Genomic DNA, 15,535 nt, shown 5'->3' with positions numbered 1-15,535 from the left:
TTCTTATTCTGCTATTTAGAAATCTTTACAAATGCAACCTTGACTTTTTGCTCTACTATCAAGTTATTTCAGATAGTGGGGGGATGACATTATTAATTGCATGAGGAGATGAACCGTTAACTGTATAACGGTATTCGGGAACTGGATACCCAGCTTCGTTAAAGGTTTCACGGATAGCTTTGTTAGTGTCGAAATAAACCTGCCAGTAATGATCATTATTGCAATAAGGACGTACTGCTAATACAGGCCCTGCAAAGTTGAAATCCTGAATTTCTACATCCGGCGCTGGATTTTCGAGGACATTAGGAATTTGGCTAATTTTCGCTTTTAAAAGTGCGATCGCTTCGTTATGTTTAACATCATGATGGATTTGAGCTACTAGATCAACCCGACGGTAAGGATTGGCGGAATAATTCTGGATATTGTCAGAAAAGATTTTATTATTGGCAACAATTGTCAATACATTATCAGGTGTATTAATACTAGTTGTGAACAGCCCAAGTTCTGTAACTGTTCCTGTGACACCTCCAGCTGCGATGAAATCACCAACTTTGAAGGGTCGAAAAACAATTAAAAATGCGCCTGCTGCAAAGTTTGCTAGTAGTCCCCCCCATGCTGCACCAATTGCAATGCCAGCTGCTGCTAACAATGCGGCAAAAGAAGTTGTTTCAACCCCAAAGAAGCCGAGAATTGCCACAATTAGAACAATTTTCAGCGTCACACCAATGATATTCAGAATATAGTTAATTAGTGTCGGGTCAATTTGTTGGCTTCGGAAAGCACGTCGTACTAGCTTCAATGCAAAATCAATCAAGCGTTGAGCAATCAGCCATATAAGAATTGCGCCTAAAACTTTAAGTCCAAACAGAGTTAACAGTTGAAGAGCAACTTGACCTATTTGATTAAAATTCATAACCCATTTTTGTCTTTGCGTTTATTAACATAAAAACATACAACTAATTTCAACAAAAAATTCCTATAGATAGTTTTTTTTAATTTTTAGATTCTATAGCTGAGTTTTTGAGAGAAGTTCTCATACTTGCTGAGTATCAAAATATTTGCCAGATTACTTCTCCGACTCAGAAATAAATCAACAACTCCATTGGTACACTTGCTATGTATGATATTTAATCTGTAAGCATTTACCTAGTAATAATTAGCTATGACCCAGAACTACCGCATAACTCTACTCCCCGGCGATGGCATTGGCCCTGAAATTATGGCAGTGGCGGTAGATGTGCTGAAAGTCGTAGGGAAGCAATTTGATCTGAAGTTTGAATTCCAAGAAGCACTTATTGGTGGTGCAGCAATTGATGCTACAGGCGAACCTCTACCATCTGCCACTCTAGAAACTTGTCGTAACAGTGATGCTGTATTACTTGCAGCAATTGGTGGCTATAAGTGGGATTCTCTGCCATCCAATTTACGCCCAGAAGCAGGTTTGTTAGGGCTACGCGCAGGTTTGGGCTTATTTGCCAATTTACGTCCAGCAAAAATTTTGCCCCAGCTAATCGATGCCTCAACCTTGAAACGCGAAGTTGTGGAAGGCGTGGATATTATGGTGGTGCGCGAACTCACTGGTGGGATTTACTTCGGTAAACCTAAAGGGATTTTTGCCACAGAAACGGGTGAGAAGCGCGGTGTAAATACAATGGTTTACACCGAATCAGAAATTGAGCGCATTGGGCGAGTAGCCTTTGATGCAGCTAGAAAACGCGGCGGAAAACTTTGTTCGGTGGATAAGGCGAACGTATTAGAAGTATCTCAGCTGTGGCGCGATCGCATCACCCAACTTAGTACAGAATATCCAGATATCGAACTCTCTCATTTATATGTAGATAATGCTGCTATGCAGTTAGTACGCGCTCCTAAGCAGTTCGACACAATTGTTACAGGCAATTTGTTTGGCGATATTCTCTCTGATGCTGCTGCCATGCTTACCGGTAGTATTGGGATGTTACCCTCAGCGAGTTTGGGTGCTTCTGGGCCTGGTGTGTTTGAACCAGTTCATGGTTCAGCCCCAGATATTGCTGGACAGGATAAGGCCAATCCTCTGGCACAGGTTTTGAGTGCGGCGATGATGCTACGCTACGCCTTAGATCAACCAAAAGCGGCAGATCACATCGAACAAGCTGTATTCCAAGTTTTAGAACAAGGCGATCGCACTGGGGATATAATTTCTCCAGGAAAAAACCTGCTTGGTTGCCGTGCTATGGGAGACTCACTCATTAAGGCTCTTGAACAAAAATAATTTTGTAGAGCAACTTGGGCAATTTGGCAACCTTTGCTATAAGTTTCGGGTAGACTAAAGGGAAATCTAGCAATCAAATAACAGTCGATAGTGTACGCATTACGACAGAATCCAGTAAATTTCACCGCCCCAAAGAACCAATCCCCTTTGATTGATCCTGCTGTAATCAGAGCTGCTGGGCAGATATACTATACTCACTGTGAAGTTCATCCCGAAATCGCGGGGCAACCTTCCGGTGTAGCAATTAATCGTGTTAATCATCGAGGTAAGGTTATTTTTACTAACCAACCAGTTCTTTTACCTCAAGAGTGTTTTGTACCCTTAAGTCAAATTGAATCACACATCTATTAGTCATTAGTCATTAGTCATTAGTCATTAGTCATTAGTCATTGGTCATTGGTCATTGGTCATTGGTCACTTGTACTGAGTTTCGACTGCGCTCAACTACCGCGAAGCCGAACCACTTCGTGGAAGCAAGCTACGCGTAGCGTCTCGCAGAGAAGTATTAGTTATTGACAAAGCACAAATGACAAAGCACAAATGACACAGAACTAATGACAAAGGACTAATGACTGTATGGACATTTTGTTCGCTATTTCAGCGAGTGTAATAGTCTTTGCTTTGGGTGCATCTATTGGCAGTTTTCTCAACGTTATTGTTTATCGGCTACCTGCTGGGTTGTCAATTCTTTGGCCGCCTTCTCGTTGTCCTAAATGCTTAAACCAGCTAAAAGCTTACGACAATGTGCCAGTATTTGGCTGGATTTCATTAAGAGGGCGGTGTCGATATTGCAAAAGCAAAATTTCTGTCCGTTATCCCGTGGTAGAAGGGGTGACGGGCATAATTTTTTTAGGGGTTTTTTTAGTATTTCAAGTTTCGACTTTCACAATAGGCTATTGGGCTTTTTGTAGTTGGTTATTGGCACTATCGCTGATTGACCTGGATACAATGACCTTACCTAATCCACTTACTCAGTCTGGTTTAGTGGTAGGAATTTTATTCCAAATGGTGGTTGGTTATCTACCAGAAGGAAGTTCTGTCGCATTGGTAAATCACCTTATGATGGCCATAGTAGGTGCAGTCTTGGGCTTATGGCTATTTGATGCGATCGCCGTATTGGGTTCAATTGCCTTTGGGAAAACTGCAATGGGCGCAGGTGATGCCAAGTTAGCAGCCATGATGGGAGCCTGGTTAGGCTGGAAATATTTGCTTTTAGCTAGTTTTATTGCCTGTGCGCTGGGAGCCTTAATTGGCAGTGGTGTTATTATGCATAAACGGATACTCCTAGGTCGAAGCAAGCTACGCACAGCGTCTGGTAGAGAAGCCGCTAATGAACAGACATCGACACACAGGTTAGGACAAAAAATGCCTTTTGGCCCTTTTCTCGCTTTAGGATCTCTGATTACCCTGTTTAGCGGCGAAGCAATTTTGTCTACCTATCTGCGGTTATTTTTTCCAGCGTCTTGAATTGCAGTCGCGAGTATGGAGAGAAGGGGGATAAGGGGAGTAACCCATATCGAATGCCCTTTCATAAGAAAAATTTATAATTCGTGACTGTAACCAACATTACCCCATCGCCCCTTCATGTTTTGATAAGATTCTGCTTGTGACTTGTATTACCCTCTTGATGACGATTAACCGTTAGCAAGCACAACTATTGCAGCAGATGCCGATCGTTCATAACCTAGCAATACGAATCATTGATTTGGGTGGGAGAGGGAGAGCATCTTATTTGGAGGTTGGTATTCTCATGGCTTTGTCAGTACGTCAATATAATTAAGTCTGCTGAAAATAAAGAGCAGGAGACTTGTATTGGTATAAGTATTTTCGTTAAGCTGGCAACCAAAGATGAAAATTAAGGTCTGAATTGCTTAAAAGCGTAGTTTGACGATGTAGTAATTAGTCATTAGTAAAAAAAAATGACTCATGACTAAGGACAACCCAATACGGTTTGACATGTTTTCGACCTCATACCCACTTAAAATAAAATAAAAAATGGCTAACAACGAAGAATCGCGTGGTTTAAAGTCTCTATTTGATTGGTTTGCAAATCGACGGAAATCAGGATCTACCAGCCTTGAGCGCCAAGAACGTGAAATTGCTGATGGATTGTGGCACAAATGTTCCAAGTGTGGTGTATTGGCATACACAAAAGACCTGAAAGCCAATCAAATGGTTTGTATCGAATGTGGTCATCATAATCGTGTAGATAGCGATGAGCGCATTCGCCAATTGATAGATAATAATACCTGGAAACCTCTAGACGAGCATTTACGTCCAACCGATCCGCTAGAATTTCGCGATCGCAAACTCTACAGCGATCGCCTGCGGGAAACACAAGATAAAATTGGCTTAATAGACGCAGTTAACACTGGTTTAGGTCAAATCAATGGTTTGCCCATTGCCCTTGGGGTTATGGATTTCCGCTTCATGGGTGGTAGTATGGGTTCGGTTGTGGGAGAAAAACTCACCCGGATGATTGAGCAAGCCACTCAACGGCGTTATCCTGTAGTAATTATCTGCACCTCTGGCGGCGCGAGAATGCAAGAAGGAATGCTCTCCTTGATGCAGATGGCGAAAATTTCCGCAGCCCTACAACGTCATAAAGACGCGCGACTATTATATATTCCCGTTTTGACCAATCCCACAACGGGCGGCGTTACCGCAAGTTTTGCAATGTTGGGCGATATCATTTTGGCAGAACCCAAAGCAACCATTGGTTTTGCCGGTCGGCGAGTGATTGAGCAAACCCTACGAGAAAAACTCCCCGAAAATTTTCAGACTGCTGAAGATTTGCTCCAGCATGGTTTTGTTGACGATATCGTACCCCGTACTCAATTAAAGACCACCCTAGCCCAGCTGATTGCTCTACACCAGCCTGTACTAACACCACCTCACATGGTGTTGTGGGAAACAATGTCCTTAACTTCTACCGCCGCAGAATAGAATATGGGGAATGGGGAATTGGGCATTGGTTATTAATTCTTCTCCCCTGCTCCCCTGCTCCCCTGCTCCCTCATCCTCTCTCCGGCTCTTTGACAAAAACGAGTGGAACAAGTGCTGCTAGTCGAAATAGGCTAGAGAGGGCAAACAACCCTAGCAAACCTCCAAACTGAGCAAATTGGACGATGAAGCTGCCTATAGTTGCGCCTAAAGCACCACTCCCTCCAGCGACGGCAGCTGCGATCGCAAAATAGATAGACTGATTTTTAATTGGTGCGATCGCCAATTGTATATTGTTACTACACAAATCAATTGCTGCCCAAGTACCTCCAGCCAAGATGTGTAACAGAGGTAGCCACAACCAAATATCAAGGCGATTAGCACCAATTCCTAGCCATAGTAGTGGTGTAGCTGCAACCAAAATGCCAATACAGATGAGGATGGGACGATTGCCTATCTTGTCTGCTAATTTTCCCCACAAAATAAGCATTAGCAAAGTTGCCCCCGCCTGAAGGCTGTTGTAGATAGTCACGTAACTGACATCTAAATCCAGCGTGTCCAGCATATAGAGGTTGAAAAAAGGACTGCTGAGGTTAACAGCAAGATTCCAGAAGCTGAAATACAACAGAAATCTTAAAAAGTTAGAGTTTTTCCAAACACTGTGAGTTAACTGGTTTTGTGGTGGATGAATTGATTGAACGACTTCAGAAGATTCATCTTTTCTAACCTCTGGCTGAATCTCACTTATTTGAGTTGAATTGCCATAATAAGTATTTTGCGATCTGGGATCCATATCCACTTGGAAATACTGACACCCCAATCCCGCAATTCCCAACACAATACTTATTAGCAGAACCACCCCATAGCCTTGTAGAGTTCCACCATACCAATGTGATACAGCTAAACCAGCCATTGGTACGCAAACTAAATTGGTGAGATTAGCGGCACTATTGCGTGTCCCAAAATACCTGCCTCGCAATCGCCGGGGAACTATCATTGCAACCCAACTGAGCCACGATGCGGTTCCTAGTCCTCCTAAAAGATTGCTGAATAGGACAATCAAAAGCGTCAATATTACTAATTGGTGAGTATTGATTGCTCCCAAACTTACGCCTACAATACCGATTACTAGAGCCAGCCATAGCAGCCGACCAATTCCGTGTGTCCGAAGAGAATATTGAAAGCGGCTGGTGCTACGTTCAGATAAGTAAGCACCCAACGGCTGAATCAGATTGACCAACATGGGGATAGAGCAAAGCATCCCAAATACTACTGGACTAGCACCCAATTCCACCAAGAAATTGCTGAGTAAAATCCCGCCAGTTCCAAGAGAGTAAACCGCCGCTAAGACAGAATCCGCAGTGGAGGCTTTTAAACTTGTGCGAATCGCATCCTTGGGAATTCGAGAGGTTGGAGAAAGTGCTGTTGGTGGTAAGGAAATCTGGGGAATTTCCAGAGTCAGTGGCGTAGTTGTTTCAACCTGAACGGAATCCATAATGTATGTTTATGAGTAAAGCATCCTGACATAAATCCGGTTGTCGAAGAACTCAGTATGCTTTTATTAGCATTTTTAATAAGTTTTCGTTATTCTAGCTTGCAATTTTCAACAAAAATTTTGGATAAGTAAATATCACTCCTTAGTAACAGAAGGTACAAGTGATCAAACAAAGATTGTTTAATTTTTTGGGATTGGTAATGGCGATCACGATCGCTATTATTGCTTGTCAAAGTCTACAATTACCAAGCAAACCGTTAGCATCTACCGCAGTTAGTATCAAACTTAGTGGCTGGGGAGGTTCTCCTGTTGAGCAAAAACTCTTGAGACAGGTATTGCAAGAATTTGAGGTACAACATCCAACTATTAAGGTCAAATATGAGGTAATTTCCGACCAATACATGGATGTAATCAAAACTCGTTTAGTTGGGGAAGCTGCACCAGATGTCTTTTATCTCGATGCGCTAGAAGCTCCTTTCTTGATGAGTCAGAATGTCCTAGAACCGTTAGAAAGTTACATTACCCCCGAATTTGACCTAACGGATTTTGAAGATACCCTACTCGATAGTTTCAAATATCAGAATCATATTTATGGTCTTCCCAAAGACTATTCCACCCTTGCCCTGTTTTATAACAAAAAAGCATTTGCTGCCGCAGGATTGAGTAATCCACCGACTACTTGGGATGAATTACGTAACTACTCGAAACAATTGACAGGCAAACTTAACAAATACGGATTTGGGGAAATTCCTGAATTAGCACGTCAGGCTTATAAAATTAAAGCCTTTGGTGGGCAGCTCATCGATCAAAATGGTTCTGCTACCTTTGCGAGTGAGGCAGGTTTAAAGGGTTTAGAGTTAGTAGTAGACCAGTATCAAAAAGACCGTTCCTCTGCCCAAAAATCTGATGTAGGGACAAACTCAGGTAGTGAAATGTTTGGTCAAAGTAAAGTGGCAATGGTGATTGAGGGTAACTGGGCAATTCCTTATTTAACTGAAACCTTTCCCCAAGTAGAGTTTGCTACCGCACCAGTGCCTACGATTAACGGCAAAAAAGGCACGATGGTCTTTACAGTTGCCTACGTGATGAATAATCTTGCACAGCACAAAGCCGAAGCCTGGGAGTTGATTTCCTATCTCACTGGTAAAGAAGGAATGCAGAAGTGGACAGGAACAGGGTTTGCTTTGCCAACACGTAAATCAGTGGCCAAGAATTTGGGCTATGACCAAGACGCACTGCGATCGCCATTAGTGGCAGGAGTGGATTATGCTACACCGTGGCAGGTGGGGAAATATCCAGGTGCGATCGTGAATAACTTTGAGAACCAGTTTGTCAGCGCCTTGTTGGGGCAACAACCATTAAAGCAGGCGATGATGAAGGCAGAGAATGAAGCTAATCAGCAAATTAAAGCGATGGATTAAACAATCTTTCTTACCTTCACCAAATCACTTCTGGGTAGAAGTTTGCTATCTCTTTATCAGATGTAATTATTGCAGCTTGATTACTTCTGGCTAGTGCAACGACAACTCGATCTACTGGATCTCGATGACCCCATTCTAAATTGGCACTTTCCATCCAAATATTTTCATCAATGGGTACAATCTGAACAGTACTAGACTTTTTCAGCGTTACTACATACTCGTTAAGATTGACTCCTAAATCTAGTTTTTTATTTTTGATTTTTAAAGCAATTTCCCATATAGCGATAGACGGAACAAGACCATTTTTATCCCTTTCCATGTAGTCGCACGCTTCTTTGGCTTGTTCAGAAAGTCTGGCTGGATCTAAACTCCACCAGATTAAGGCACAAGTGTCAAGGACTATCTTCACAATTGTGGCCATTCCTCAGTTGTTGGTGTAGTTAAATCCTCAAAGTACTTCACTTTACCGCGCATTTCTCCAAATAACTCCTCTGTTGAAGGTGTTTGCGCGTATTTGGAAATTTTCACGACTGGCTTACCGCGATCGGTAACTATAATTTCTTCTCCCTCTGACTCTACAAGTCGTAAGAACTCAAGAAGTTGAGATTTGAGTTTACTTTTGGAAATTGATTTCATAATAACCATAGTCATGACTATAGTCATATTTTAATAGGGCATAGCATGAACTATTGCTCAATATTTATCGGCTATGACCAAGACAAGACCTACTGAGATCGCCATTAGTGGCGGGAGTGGATTATGCTACACCGTGGCAGGTGGGGAAATATCCAAGTGCGTAGGCGTAGCCCGCCGTAGGCATCGTCAATAACTTTGAGAACCAGTTTGTCAGCACCTTGTTGGGGCAACAACCATTAAAGCAGGCGATGATGAAGGCAGAGAATGAAGCTAATCAGCAGATTAAGGCGATGGATTGACTGAAAATCTATGCAGTGCAAGCCCCCAGATTTATCATCATCTTGGAGTAAGAATTTTTCCTTAGCATTGATTTGCGATCGCAAACGGCGTTCTTCTGCAAAAAGTTTTGGTTCAATGCCTTTGCGGATATCTATGTTTGCTTCGGTTAGTAGTTCTATCAGAATACAGGCACGAGAGCGATCACCATTTTATTGAGCTATTGCTAATATAAAGCCCATTCTAATTTAAGAGTTTCTAGCTTAGGATTCTTCACACTCATTCTTTTACACTCTTCTACAAATTCCTTGACTTGTTCTTGATTTAGACTTAAACCACCATCTTGGAGATTATTGATGTAAGTAATCACATCTGAAGTTGTTAAAGCTGAACTTATTTCTTCTAGAAGAATAGCATTTTTAACTTCCCGACAAACTAACTCGATATCTGATGACGTAAACTTTATACTTTTCTCTGCCAGCATTTCAAAGTTAACTAGCTGATTCATATCAATTTTTGACAGGTAGTGTATGAATAGCTCTATTCTTTCTATTTGAGACGGTGGAAAGATAGGAATCTTCCAATCCAATCTACCAGAACGTTTCAAAGCACTGTCTATACCACTCAAATAATTAGTAGCAGCTATCACAATTACGTCACTATTTTGAAGATTATTTAGTTCTATGAGTAATTGATTAATAGTTGCTTTTTGGTCTGTGTGGGCGTTGTCTTCGTTACGATTAAACCCAATACTGTCTAACTCATCAATAAATAAGACGGAAGGAGCTTTTTTCTTAGCTTGAGCAAAGATATCTCGAATATTTTTTTGACTTTGACCTATCCAAACACTGACAATATCAGCAGGAGAGAATTTAAAGAAATATCTGCCAGACTCATTAGCAAAAGCATTTGCCAGTAGAGTTTTACCACATCCAGGTAATCCATAGAAAAGAATTCCACCAATTGAACCCTTGTGTCCCTTAGATTGCAACTTGAGGAGTTTATTTAGTTTTTATTTTTCTTCGTTTAAACCTTTTACTTGGTTAAAATCAAGCTTAAATTCTTTAACGCGATTAGTAACTGGATATGTCTGTAATAAACTAGGTTTTTTAACCCCATACCCAAAAGATGGATATTCAATAGAATCAAATGATACTGGGACTAATTGGTGTTTTTCATAATCAGGAGCCATGATTACAACCTGGAAGCGATCGCCATAATATCCAGATAACTTATATTCTAATATTTCCTTAGCCTTTTTTAATTGGTAATAGTTGCGGGCAATCTCAAAACCGGGAATTACCAACCAAAGACTTTCTAAATTATTTGGCCATACTTTTGATTTACTCAAAACTCTTTTAAGGGGATCTAAAAAGAGATTGTTATCCTGAAACTCTTGATATTTGAAAGTTTCTATCTCAACCACTACCTGATTTTTTACATAGACTTCTATAATTTCGCTTTGATACTCTCCATCTTCATCTGATGTATCTTCATCTGGTGTTTCTTCATCCCTAGAAGTCAACTCAACTTCACAGCCAATATTAGATAATTCATATCCTAGATTTTCTAAGGTTTTAATAGCAAAATACTTGAGATAAATATATTCTTTACTTTCCTGTTGCCACTTTAGACTGTAAAAATGTTCTGGTTTTATCTTCAATAATAACTGTGATTCTGCCTGTATTTGAGCTTTTTGCAAATCTACAAAGTAATCTCGCAAAGATGCATCATCTTCCTCTATTTGATAATATGGAAGTTCCAGTAGGAGACGAAAATGAGCATATACTTCTTCTTTATGCTCAAGAGAGGCTTCATTTGGGTATTTACATCTGAGAGTAAAAGTAAAAGGAATTTTACTCGCAACTCTATCTACCAAGTATCCTAAAGCATCTTCTTGCTGATGAGCTTGGATTTCTAATACTGATGGACAATGAAATAATATAAAAAACTGTTCAGAATTATATTTATTGGCAGATAGAGATATCTGTTCAAACTGCTGATCGAACTTTTCCGAATCAAGCAACTCTAAACCAGTATTACCAAGTATAATACTGGTCATAGTTGAGCGATAAAACTGAAAAATGCTAGCATCAGAAATAGAATTTTCTTGTTCATCATCACAATCTTGATCTGAAGCAAGACTTGTAGGAATTTTTCTAGTAGCAGCTTTGGGGGTACTACTATATCCCCCGTATTGATATTTTCTAATTAATTCATAATTAAAGATTTTGACCACAATATCAGAGAAGAAATCTTCTACTTGGGGAATCAAAAAAATACCTACTGGCTGATGAGAATCTAAACATGCTTGGAATCGTTCATATTCTTGTTCAGAGCCAAAATCAAACAAGTAGTAAAAAAAATCATGTTTGACTGAAATTGCCTCCTGTAGTTTGACTGAAATTGATTCCGATTCAGCTACTTTATTGATTGCTTCTACACCTTTAATAGAAATAGCAATTTTTGTATCTAATGGAATATACAAATCTAAGCAAGGATTTGCACAAAGTCCCAATTCATCAAGAGCAGTATTAAAATTATCTATGAATGATTGACTTCTACGCTGGTAGCCAAACTGTTCTATGATAGTTTTTACCCGTAGGCTTTTTTGAGTTTTATCAGTTCTCTGAAGTTCACTTTTAATCGAACGTAAGTAGGCTGTATATGACATTTTGTGTCCTCTTGCTTGAGTCGGGTTAATTAGCATCCCCAAGGAAGCTAGATATATAGTTCCCTAAATTACATAAGCAGCTAACTCATACAACCGATATCTCGTGAATCGCCGTTTTGCGTCTAGGCTTTCCAAAAATAGAAACTTAATTTAATGAGGTTAAATATTTTTTTACAGGAGTAGGATCAATAATCATGCACAACCCATCGCTACAGCCGGGTTAGTGCGAGATTAAACGGAGGTTCTGTAGTGTTTGCAATCAACAGGCGGCGGAGTAACCCCAGGTGGAGTATCACAGAAGACTTGGCTGGGTATATGTTCATGATGCCCACCATTCTAGTTTTGGGGACTTTTGTAGTCTTACCCATTCTCTACGCCGTTTTTCTTTCCTTGCAAAAAGTCCAACTTCTCGGCGGTATTGAGTACGAGTTCATCGGTTTTCGGAACTTCACGCGATTAACTGAAGATGAAAGGGTTTGGATTGCTTTGAGAAATACAGCACAATACGTAGCTATTGTTGTGCCAACTCAAACAGTCTTAGCTTTAATTCTGGCAGTAACTCTGAATTCTGGGATTCGCGGTAAAAACTGGTGGCGTATCCTCTACTTTTTGCCCACAGTCACCTCTTCAGCAGTGCTGACGCTGATCTTTATGTGGATTTATAACACCGACGGGCTACTAAACGATTTTCTTGCTTTTGTAGGGCTACCTACTTATAACTGGTTGGGCGATCCAGCAGTTGCGCTCAAAGGCATTATGATCATGAACATTTGGTCAACTGCACCGTTTTTCATGGTGATTTATCTGGCGGCATTGCAAGATATACCCCAAACACTTTATGAGGCGGCGGAACTCGATGGCGCAAATGGGTGGCAGCAATTTATCCACGTTACCCTCCCCTTGCTTAAGCCTGTAACCTTCTTTGTGGTAGCAGTGGGGGTGATTGGGACTTTTCAACTTTTTGACCAGTCTTACATCTTTTCTGGGGGTACTGGCGGCCCAAACAACGCTACCTTAACTGTGGTGCTGCTAATTTACCAAGCTGTGTTTCGAAATTTACAAATGGGATATGCAGCAGCGATCGCATTTTTGTTAGCAGCAGCGATCGTTGCCATCACTTTGATTCAACGGCGACTTTTTGGAGGCGAACGGATTTGACTAAAATCTCTGGCTTAAAAGTCTTGCTATACGTCTTGCTGACACTCTATGCGATCATTACCCTAATTCCCTTTCTCTGGGCGCTTTCAGCATCATTTAAGCCGTTAACAGAGATTGTGGGTGGTGAACCCAACTTTCTCCCCAAGAATTTTACTCTTGACAACTACAGGCAAATCTTTCTCCAAGAACCGTTATTTTGGCGTTGGTTGTTCAACAGTGTAGTAATTGCCGTCAGCGTTACGCTTTTAAACTTGTTGTTAAATTCAATGGCTGGTTATGCCTTGGCAAGACTGCGTTTTGTGGGTAAGCGCTTTTGGTTCTTTCTCATTTTGGCTGTGCTGGCAGTACCAGCGCAAATCACCCTAATTCCGACATTTTTGATTTTGAAAGCGATCGGCTGGTTGAATTCTTATCAAGGCATGATTGTGCCTAGCATGGTGAATGCCACTTTTATCTTTATGATGAGGCAGTTTTTTGTTAATTTTCCTAAAGAACTAGAAGAAGCGGCTCAACTCGATGGCTTAAATACCTTTGGAATTTTCCGACATATTGTCTTACCTCTAGCAAAACCAGCATTAGCGGCACAGGCAGTTTTTGTATTTATGGGAAGTTGGAATAATTTTCTACTGCCGATAGTTATCCTATTTGACCCAGAAATGTTTACTCTACCTTTGGGACTGAATACCTTCAAAGGTCAATACATCAGCTATTGGAACTACATTATGGCGGCTTCTATGGTCTTTACCCTACCAGCTTTAGGTATTTATGCTTTTTTTAATCGTTACTTTATTCAAAGCGTCACCTTCACCGGAGGAAAAGGTTAATAGCCATGCCCAATGCCCCATTCCCAATTCCCAATCCCCAATTCCCCATTCCCCAAACAGTATTTTGGGCAACAAATTGCACTCCTAACGTGATATTGGTATTACAGCGACTCAATCTCTATCTATCAGTTAACAAGCATTATGGGTTTTGCAGACCTATCGATCGCAGAGATAGCAGCCGACTACAGTATACCTGTAGAAAAAGTGTTTTCTCTGTGCAACCAACTGGGAATCGCCTACAAACACCAAAAGACCCGTTTGGCGTTAGAAGATGCAAAGGCAATTATTTCCCAAATATCGTTTGAAACACACCCAAAAGGTACTAGCGACTTGGTGGGTGATGACGAGGACACCTAACGGGTGATCTTGGGCTTTAGCTAATCATTGATAGCTAATGACAAAAAACAATGAGTCATTAGCAATTAGCAGCTTGGAGATTGAGAACCGCTTTCTTAGCTGTGTTGAGCGTCAAAATTTTTAAGGGGAAACATGTTTAGAAGACTAATTGGCGTTGTTGTGGCCACTGTTTTACTCTCTTTTCAGTTGCTTGTCGGTAGCGCGACAGCAGTGGAACTAGACAAAGCTACCCGAACAGTGCCATTAAATGCTCAGGGTGAGACCACCGTACTTAGCCTGAAACAAGTAAAAGAAGGCAAACGCTTATTTAACTACGCTTGCGCCCAATGTCATGCTGGGGGAGTTACCAAAACAAATCAGAACGTTGGACTTACTCCAGACGATCTGGCACTGGCAACACCCAACCGTAATAACATTGAAGGCTTGGTGGATTACCTGAAAAATCCCACTACTTACGACGGGGAAGAAGAGATTTCCGAAATCCACCCCAGTATCAAGAGTGCAGATATTTTCACAGCAATGCGAAATCTGACGGATGAGGATTTGGAAGCGATCGCTGGTCATATCCTAATACAACCCAAAATCGTTGGTACTAAGTGGGGAGGCGGAAAAATCTATTACTAAATCCTGGAACTGAGTCATTGGGAATAGGGCATTGGGAATAGGGCATTGGGCATTGGGAAGTATCCATTCCCCCTTCCTCCTTCCCCCTTCCCCATTCCCCATTTCCTACTGATTTCACCGCTTTTTGCAATAAATTGCTCCCCATTTATTAAAAAAAAATTGTATCTATGACAGATTGTCATATTTGGTGTTGATTTTATTTAAAATGAGAAAGGAAAAAAAAATTGTTTGTTAGGAGAGAGCCATGAAATTGATTTCGGCAAGCTTGCGACGCTTTAGTTTAGCTGTGTTGACAATCATTTTAGTTGTTAGTAGTTTTGCAGTTTTTACTCCCAGCGCTTCTGCTGAAACCTACCAGGTGAAATTGGGTAGCGATAAAGGACTGCTAGCATTTGAACCGAAAAACTTGACAATTAAACCAGGTGACACAATTGAATGGGTGAACAATAAAGTTCCTCCCCACAACGTTGTGTTTGACCCTGCCAAAAACCCTGCTAAGGATGCCGCTTTAGCAAAATCTCTTTCTCATAAGACTTTGCTGATGAGTGCTGGTAAAAAGGAAACAACCACTTTCCCCGCAGACGCACCTGCTGGTGACTACACCTTCTATTGCGAACCTCACCGTGGTGCTGGCATGGTTGGTAAAATTACTGTCCAAGGCTAGAAACGTCCTCATTGCCACAAGATGATTTCTCTGTCTGTGAAATTACCTCATAGCAACACGCCACGCTCCTAGAGTGACGCACACAATGGATAAATGGCGGTAACGAGTCTTATCGTCCCCTAAAACGCTAAACAATCTGTAGCGATTGAGGGATGAATTCGTTACCGCCAATTTTGATCAAATTTGACTTAATCAGGGATTAATCACGTTTA

At 41.1% G+C, this 15,535-nt stretch carries 17 protein-coding genes and 1 pseudogene; 12 read left to right on the top strand and 6 right to left on the bottom strand.

Annotation, left to right across the window (positions count from 1 at the left end; all coding sequences use genetic code 11):
* Positions 1-58: 58 nt before the first annotated feature.
* Complete coding sequence (locus IQ274_RS23105) at positions 59-913, bottom strand: mechanosensitive ion channel family protein (protein WP_194143526.1); 855 nt, start codon at positions 911-913, stop codon at positions 59-61.
* Positions 914-1,162: 249 nt separating this feature from the next.
* Here IQ274_RS23105 and leuB point away from each other — a divergent pair, with 249 nt between their 5' ends.
* From leuB to accD, 4 genes are all read left to right on the top strand, one after another.
* The gene (leuB, locus tag IQ274_RS23100; RefSeq protein WP_194143525.1) at positions 1,163-2,251 is read left to right on the top strand and encodes a 3-isopropylmalate dehydrogenase; all 1,089 of its coding nucleotides are present in this window, start codon (positions 1,163-1,165) and stop codon (positions 2,249-2,251) included.
* A gap of 90 nt (positions 2,252-2,341) precedes the next feature.
* Complete coding sequence (locus IQ274_RS36695) at positions 2,342-2,602, top strand: hypothetical protein (RefSeq protein WP_012409327.1); 261 nt, start codon at positions 2,342-2,344, stop codon at positions 2,600-2,602.
* Positions 2,603-2,827: 225 nt separating this feature from the next.
* Entirely contained in the window at positions 2,828-3,718 is an 891-nt protein-coding gene (locus IQ274_RS23095) for a prepilin peptidase (protein ID WP_194143524.1), read from the top strand.
* Positions 3,719-4,246: 528 nt separating this feature from the next.
* Positions 4,247-5,197: an acetyl-CoA carboxylase, carboxyltransferase subunit beta gene (gene accD, locus IQ274_RS23090; protein WP_163935465.1), complete on the top strand. Its 951-nt coding sequence runs from the start codon at positions 4,247-4,249 to the stop codon at positions 5,195-5,197.
* 70 nt (positions 5,198-5,267) lie between these two features.
* On the opposite strand, the gene IQ274_RS23085 is transcribed toward accD, so the two are convergent.
* Positions 5,268-6,689 (bottom strand): MFS transporter, encoded by a 1,422-nt coding sequence (locus tag IQ274_RS23085; RefSeq protein ID WP_194143523.1) that lies wholly within the window; start codon positions 6,687-6,689, stop codon positions 5,268-5,270.
* Positions 6,690-6,889: 200 nt separating this feature from the next.
* Between IQ274_RS23085 and IQ274_RS23080 the strand changes: the two genes are divergently transcribed.
* On the top strand, positions 6,890-8,110 hold the full coding sequence (locus IQ274_RS23080; protein ID WP_194143536.1) for an ABC transporter substrate-binding protein: 1,221 nt from the start codon (positions 6,890-6,892) through the stop codon (positions 8,108-8,110).
* Positions 8,111-8,126: 16 nt separating this feature from the next.
* On the opposite strand, the gene IQ274_RS23075 is transcribed toward IQ274_RS23080, so the two are convergent.
* Both IQ274_RS23075 and IQ274_RS23070 read right to left on the bottom strand, forming a co-directional pair.
* Positions 8,127-8,519, bottom strand: coding sequence for a PIN domain-containing protein (locus IQ274_RS23075; protein ID WP_163928686.1), 393 nt, complete (start codon positions 8,517-8,519; stop codon positions 8,127-8,129).
* The gene (locus IQ274_RS23070; RefSeq protein ID WP_228058311.1) at positions 8,516-8,761 is read right to left on the bottom strand and encodes a type II toxin-antitoxin system Phd/YefM family antitoxin; all 246 of its coding nucleotides are present in this window, start codon (positions 8,759-8,761) and stop codon (positions 8,516-8,518) included. Before IQ274_RS23070 ends, IQ274_RS23075 begins: the two co-directional genes overlap by 4 nt.
* A 68-nt stretch (positions 8,762-8,829) precedes the next feature.
* Between IQ274_RS23070 and IQ274_RS36690 the strand changes: the two are divergent.
* Positions 8,830-9,045 (top strand): annotated as a pseudogene (locus tag IQ274_RS36690) (ABC transporter substrate-binding protein); the annotation flags it as partial.
* Positions 9,046-9,055: 10 nt separating this feature from the next.
* The gene (locus IQ274_RS23065; RefSeq protein ID WP_194143522.1) at positions 9,056-9,241 is read left to right on the top strand and encodes a hypothetical protein; all 186 of its coding nucleotides are present in this window, start codon (positions 9,056-9,058) and stop codon (positions 9,239-9,241) included.
* A 7-nt stretch (positions 9,242-9,248) separates the two neighbouring features.
* Here IQ274_RS23065 and IQ274_RS36685 read toward each other — a convergent pair whose 3' ends face one another.
* Together IQ274_RS36685 and IQ274_RS23060 are read right to left on the bottom strand one after the other, a co-directional pair.
* Positions 9,249-10,013, bottom strand: coding sequence for an AAA family ATPase (locus tag IQ274_RS36685; protein WP_228058310.1), 765 nt, complete (start codon positions 10,011-10,013; stop codon positions 9,249-9,251).
* Positions 10,014-10,034: 21 nt separating this feature from the next.
* A complete protein-coding gene (locus IQ274_RS23060; RefSeq protein ID WP_228058309.1) occupies positions 10,035-11,696 on the bottom strand; it encodes a hypothetical protein in 1,662 nt (553 codons plus the stop codon).
* A gap of 249 nt (positions 11,697-11,945) precedes the next feature.
* Between IQ274_RS23060 and IQ274_RS23055 the strand changes: the two genes are divergently transcribed.
* The 5 genes from IQ274_RS23055 (at position 11,946) to petE (ending at position 15,323) form a co-directional block, all read left to right on the top strand.
* Entirely contained in the window at positions 11,946-12,854 is a 909-nt protein-coding gene (locus tag IQ274_RS23055) for an ABC transporter permease subunit (RefSeq protein ID WP_163928683.1), read from the top strand.
* On the top strand, positions 12,851-13,678 hold the full coding sequence (locus tag IQ274_RS23050; RefSeq protein ID WP_163928682.1) for a carbohydrate ABC transporter permease: 828 nt from the start codon (positions 12,851-12,853) through the stop codon (positions 13,676-13,678). Before IQ274_RS23055 ends, IQ274_RS23050 begins: the two co-directional genes overlap by 4 nt.
* A 141-nt stretch (positions 13,679-13,819) precedes the next feature.
* A complete protein-coding gene (locus tag IQ274_RS23045) occupies positions 13,820-14,035 on the top strand; it encodes a hypothetical protein (RefSeq protein ID WP_012409317.1) in 216 nt (71 codons plus the stop codon).
* Between the two features lie 132 nt (positions 14,036-14,167).
* Positions 14,168-14,659, top strand: coding sequence for a photosystem II cytochrome c-550 (psbV, locus tag IQ274_RS23040; RefSeq protein WP_114083743.1), 492 nt, complete (start codon positions 14,168-14,170; stop codon positions 14,657-14,659).
* Positions 14,660-14,903: 244 nt separating this feature from the next.
* Complete coding sequence (gene petE, locus IQ274_RS23035) at positions 14,904-15,323, top strand: plastocyanin (RefSeq protein WP_114083742.1); 420 nt, start codon at positions 14,904-14,906, stop codon at positions 15,321-15,323.
* The last annotated feature ends 212 nt before the right edge of the window (positions 15,324-15,535 follow it).

Source organism: Nostoc sp. LEGE 12447, assembly GCF_015206985.1.
In the GTDB taxonomy this organism is placed as follows: domain Bacteria; phylum Cyanobacteriota; class Cyanobacteriia; order Cyanobacteriales; family Nostocaceae; genus Nostoc.
This window is presented reverse-complemented; position numbering and strand designations above follow the sequence as displayed.

What these genes read in the sequence shown, in the direction of transcription:
- IQ274_RS23105 (WP_194143526.1), bottom strand. Translation starts at nt 913, where the DNA reads ATGAATTTTAATCAAATAGGTCAAGTTGCTCTTCAACTGTTAACTCTG.
- leuB (WP_194143525.1), top strand. Translation starts at nt 1,163, where the DNA reads ATGACCCAGAACTACCGCATAACTCTACTCCCCGGCGATGGCATTGGC.
- IQ274_RS23095 (WP_194143524.1), top strand. Translation starts at nt 2,828, where the DNA reads ATGGACATTTTGTTCGCTATTTCAGCGAGTGTAATAGTCTTTGCTTTG.
- accD (WP_163935465.1), top strand. Translation starts at nt 4,247, where the DNA reads ATGGCTAACAACGAAGAATCGCGTGGTTTAAAGTCTCTATTTGATTGG.
- IQ274_RS23085 (WP_194143523.1), bottom strand. Translation starts at nt 6,689, where the DNA reads ATGGATTCCGTTCAGGTTGAAACAACTACGCCACTGACTCTGGAAATT.
- IQ274_RS23080 (WP_194143536.1), top strand. Translation starts at nt 6,890, where the DNA reads ATGGCGATCACGATCGCTATTATTGCTTGTCAAAGTCTACAATTACCA.
- IQ274_RS23070 (WP_228058311.1), bottom strand. Translation starts at nt 8,761, where the DNA reads ATGACTATGGTTATTATGAAATCAATTTCCAAAAGTAAACTCAAATCT.
- IQ274_RS23065 (WP_194143522.1), top strand. Translation starts at nt 9,056, where the DNA reads ATGCAGTGCAAGCCCCCAGATTTATCATCATCTTGGAGTAAGAATTTT.
- IQ274_RS23060 (WP_228058309.1), bottom strand. Translation starts at nt 11,696, where the DNA reads ATGTCATATACAGCCTACTTACGTTCGATTAAAAGTGAACTTCAGAGA.
- IQ274_RS23045 (WP_012409317.1), top strand. Translation starts at nt 13,820, where the DNA reads ATGGGTTTTGCAGACCTATCGATCGCAGAGATAGCAGCCGACTACAGT.
- psbV (WP_114083743.1), top strand. Translation starts at nt 14,168, where the DNA reads ATGTTTAGAAGACTAATTGGCGTTGTTGTGGCCACTGTTTTACTCTCT.
- petE (WP_114083742.1), top strand. Translation starts at nt 14,904, where the DNA reads ATGAAATTGATTTCGGCAAGCTTGCGACGCTTTAGTTTAGCTGTGTTG.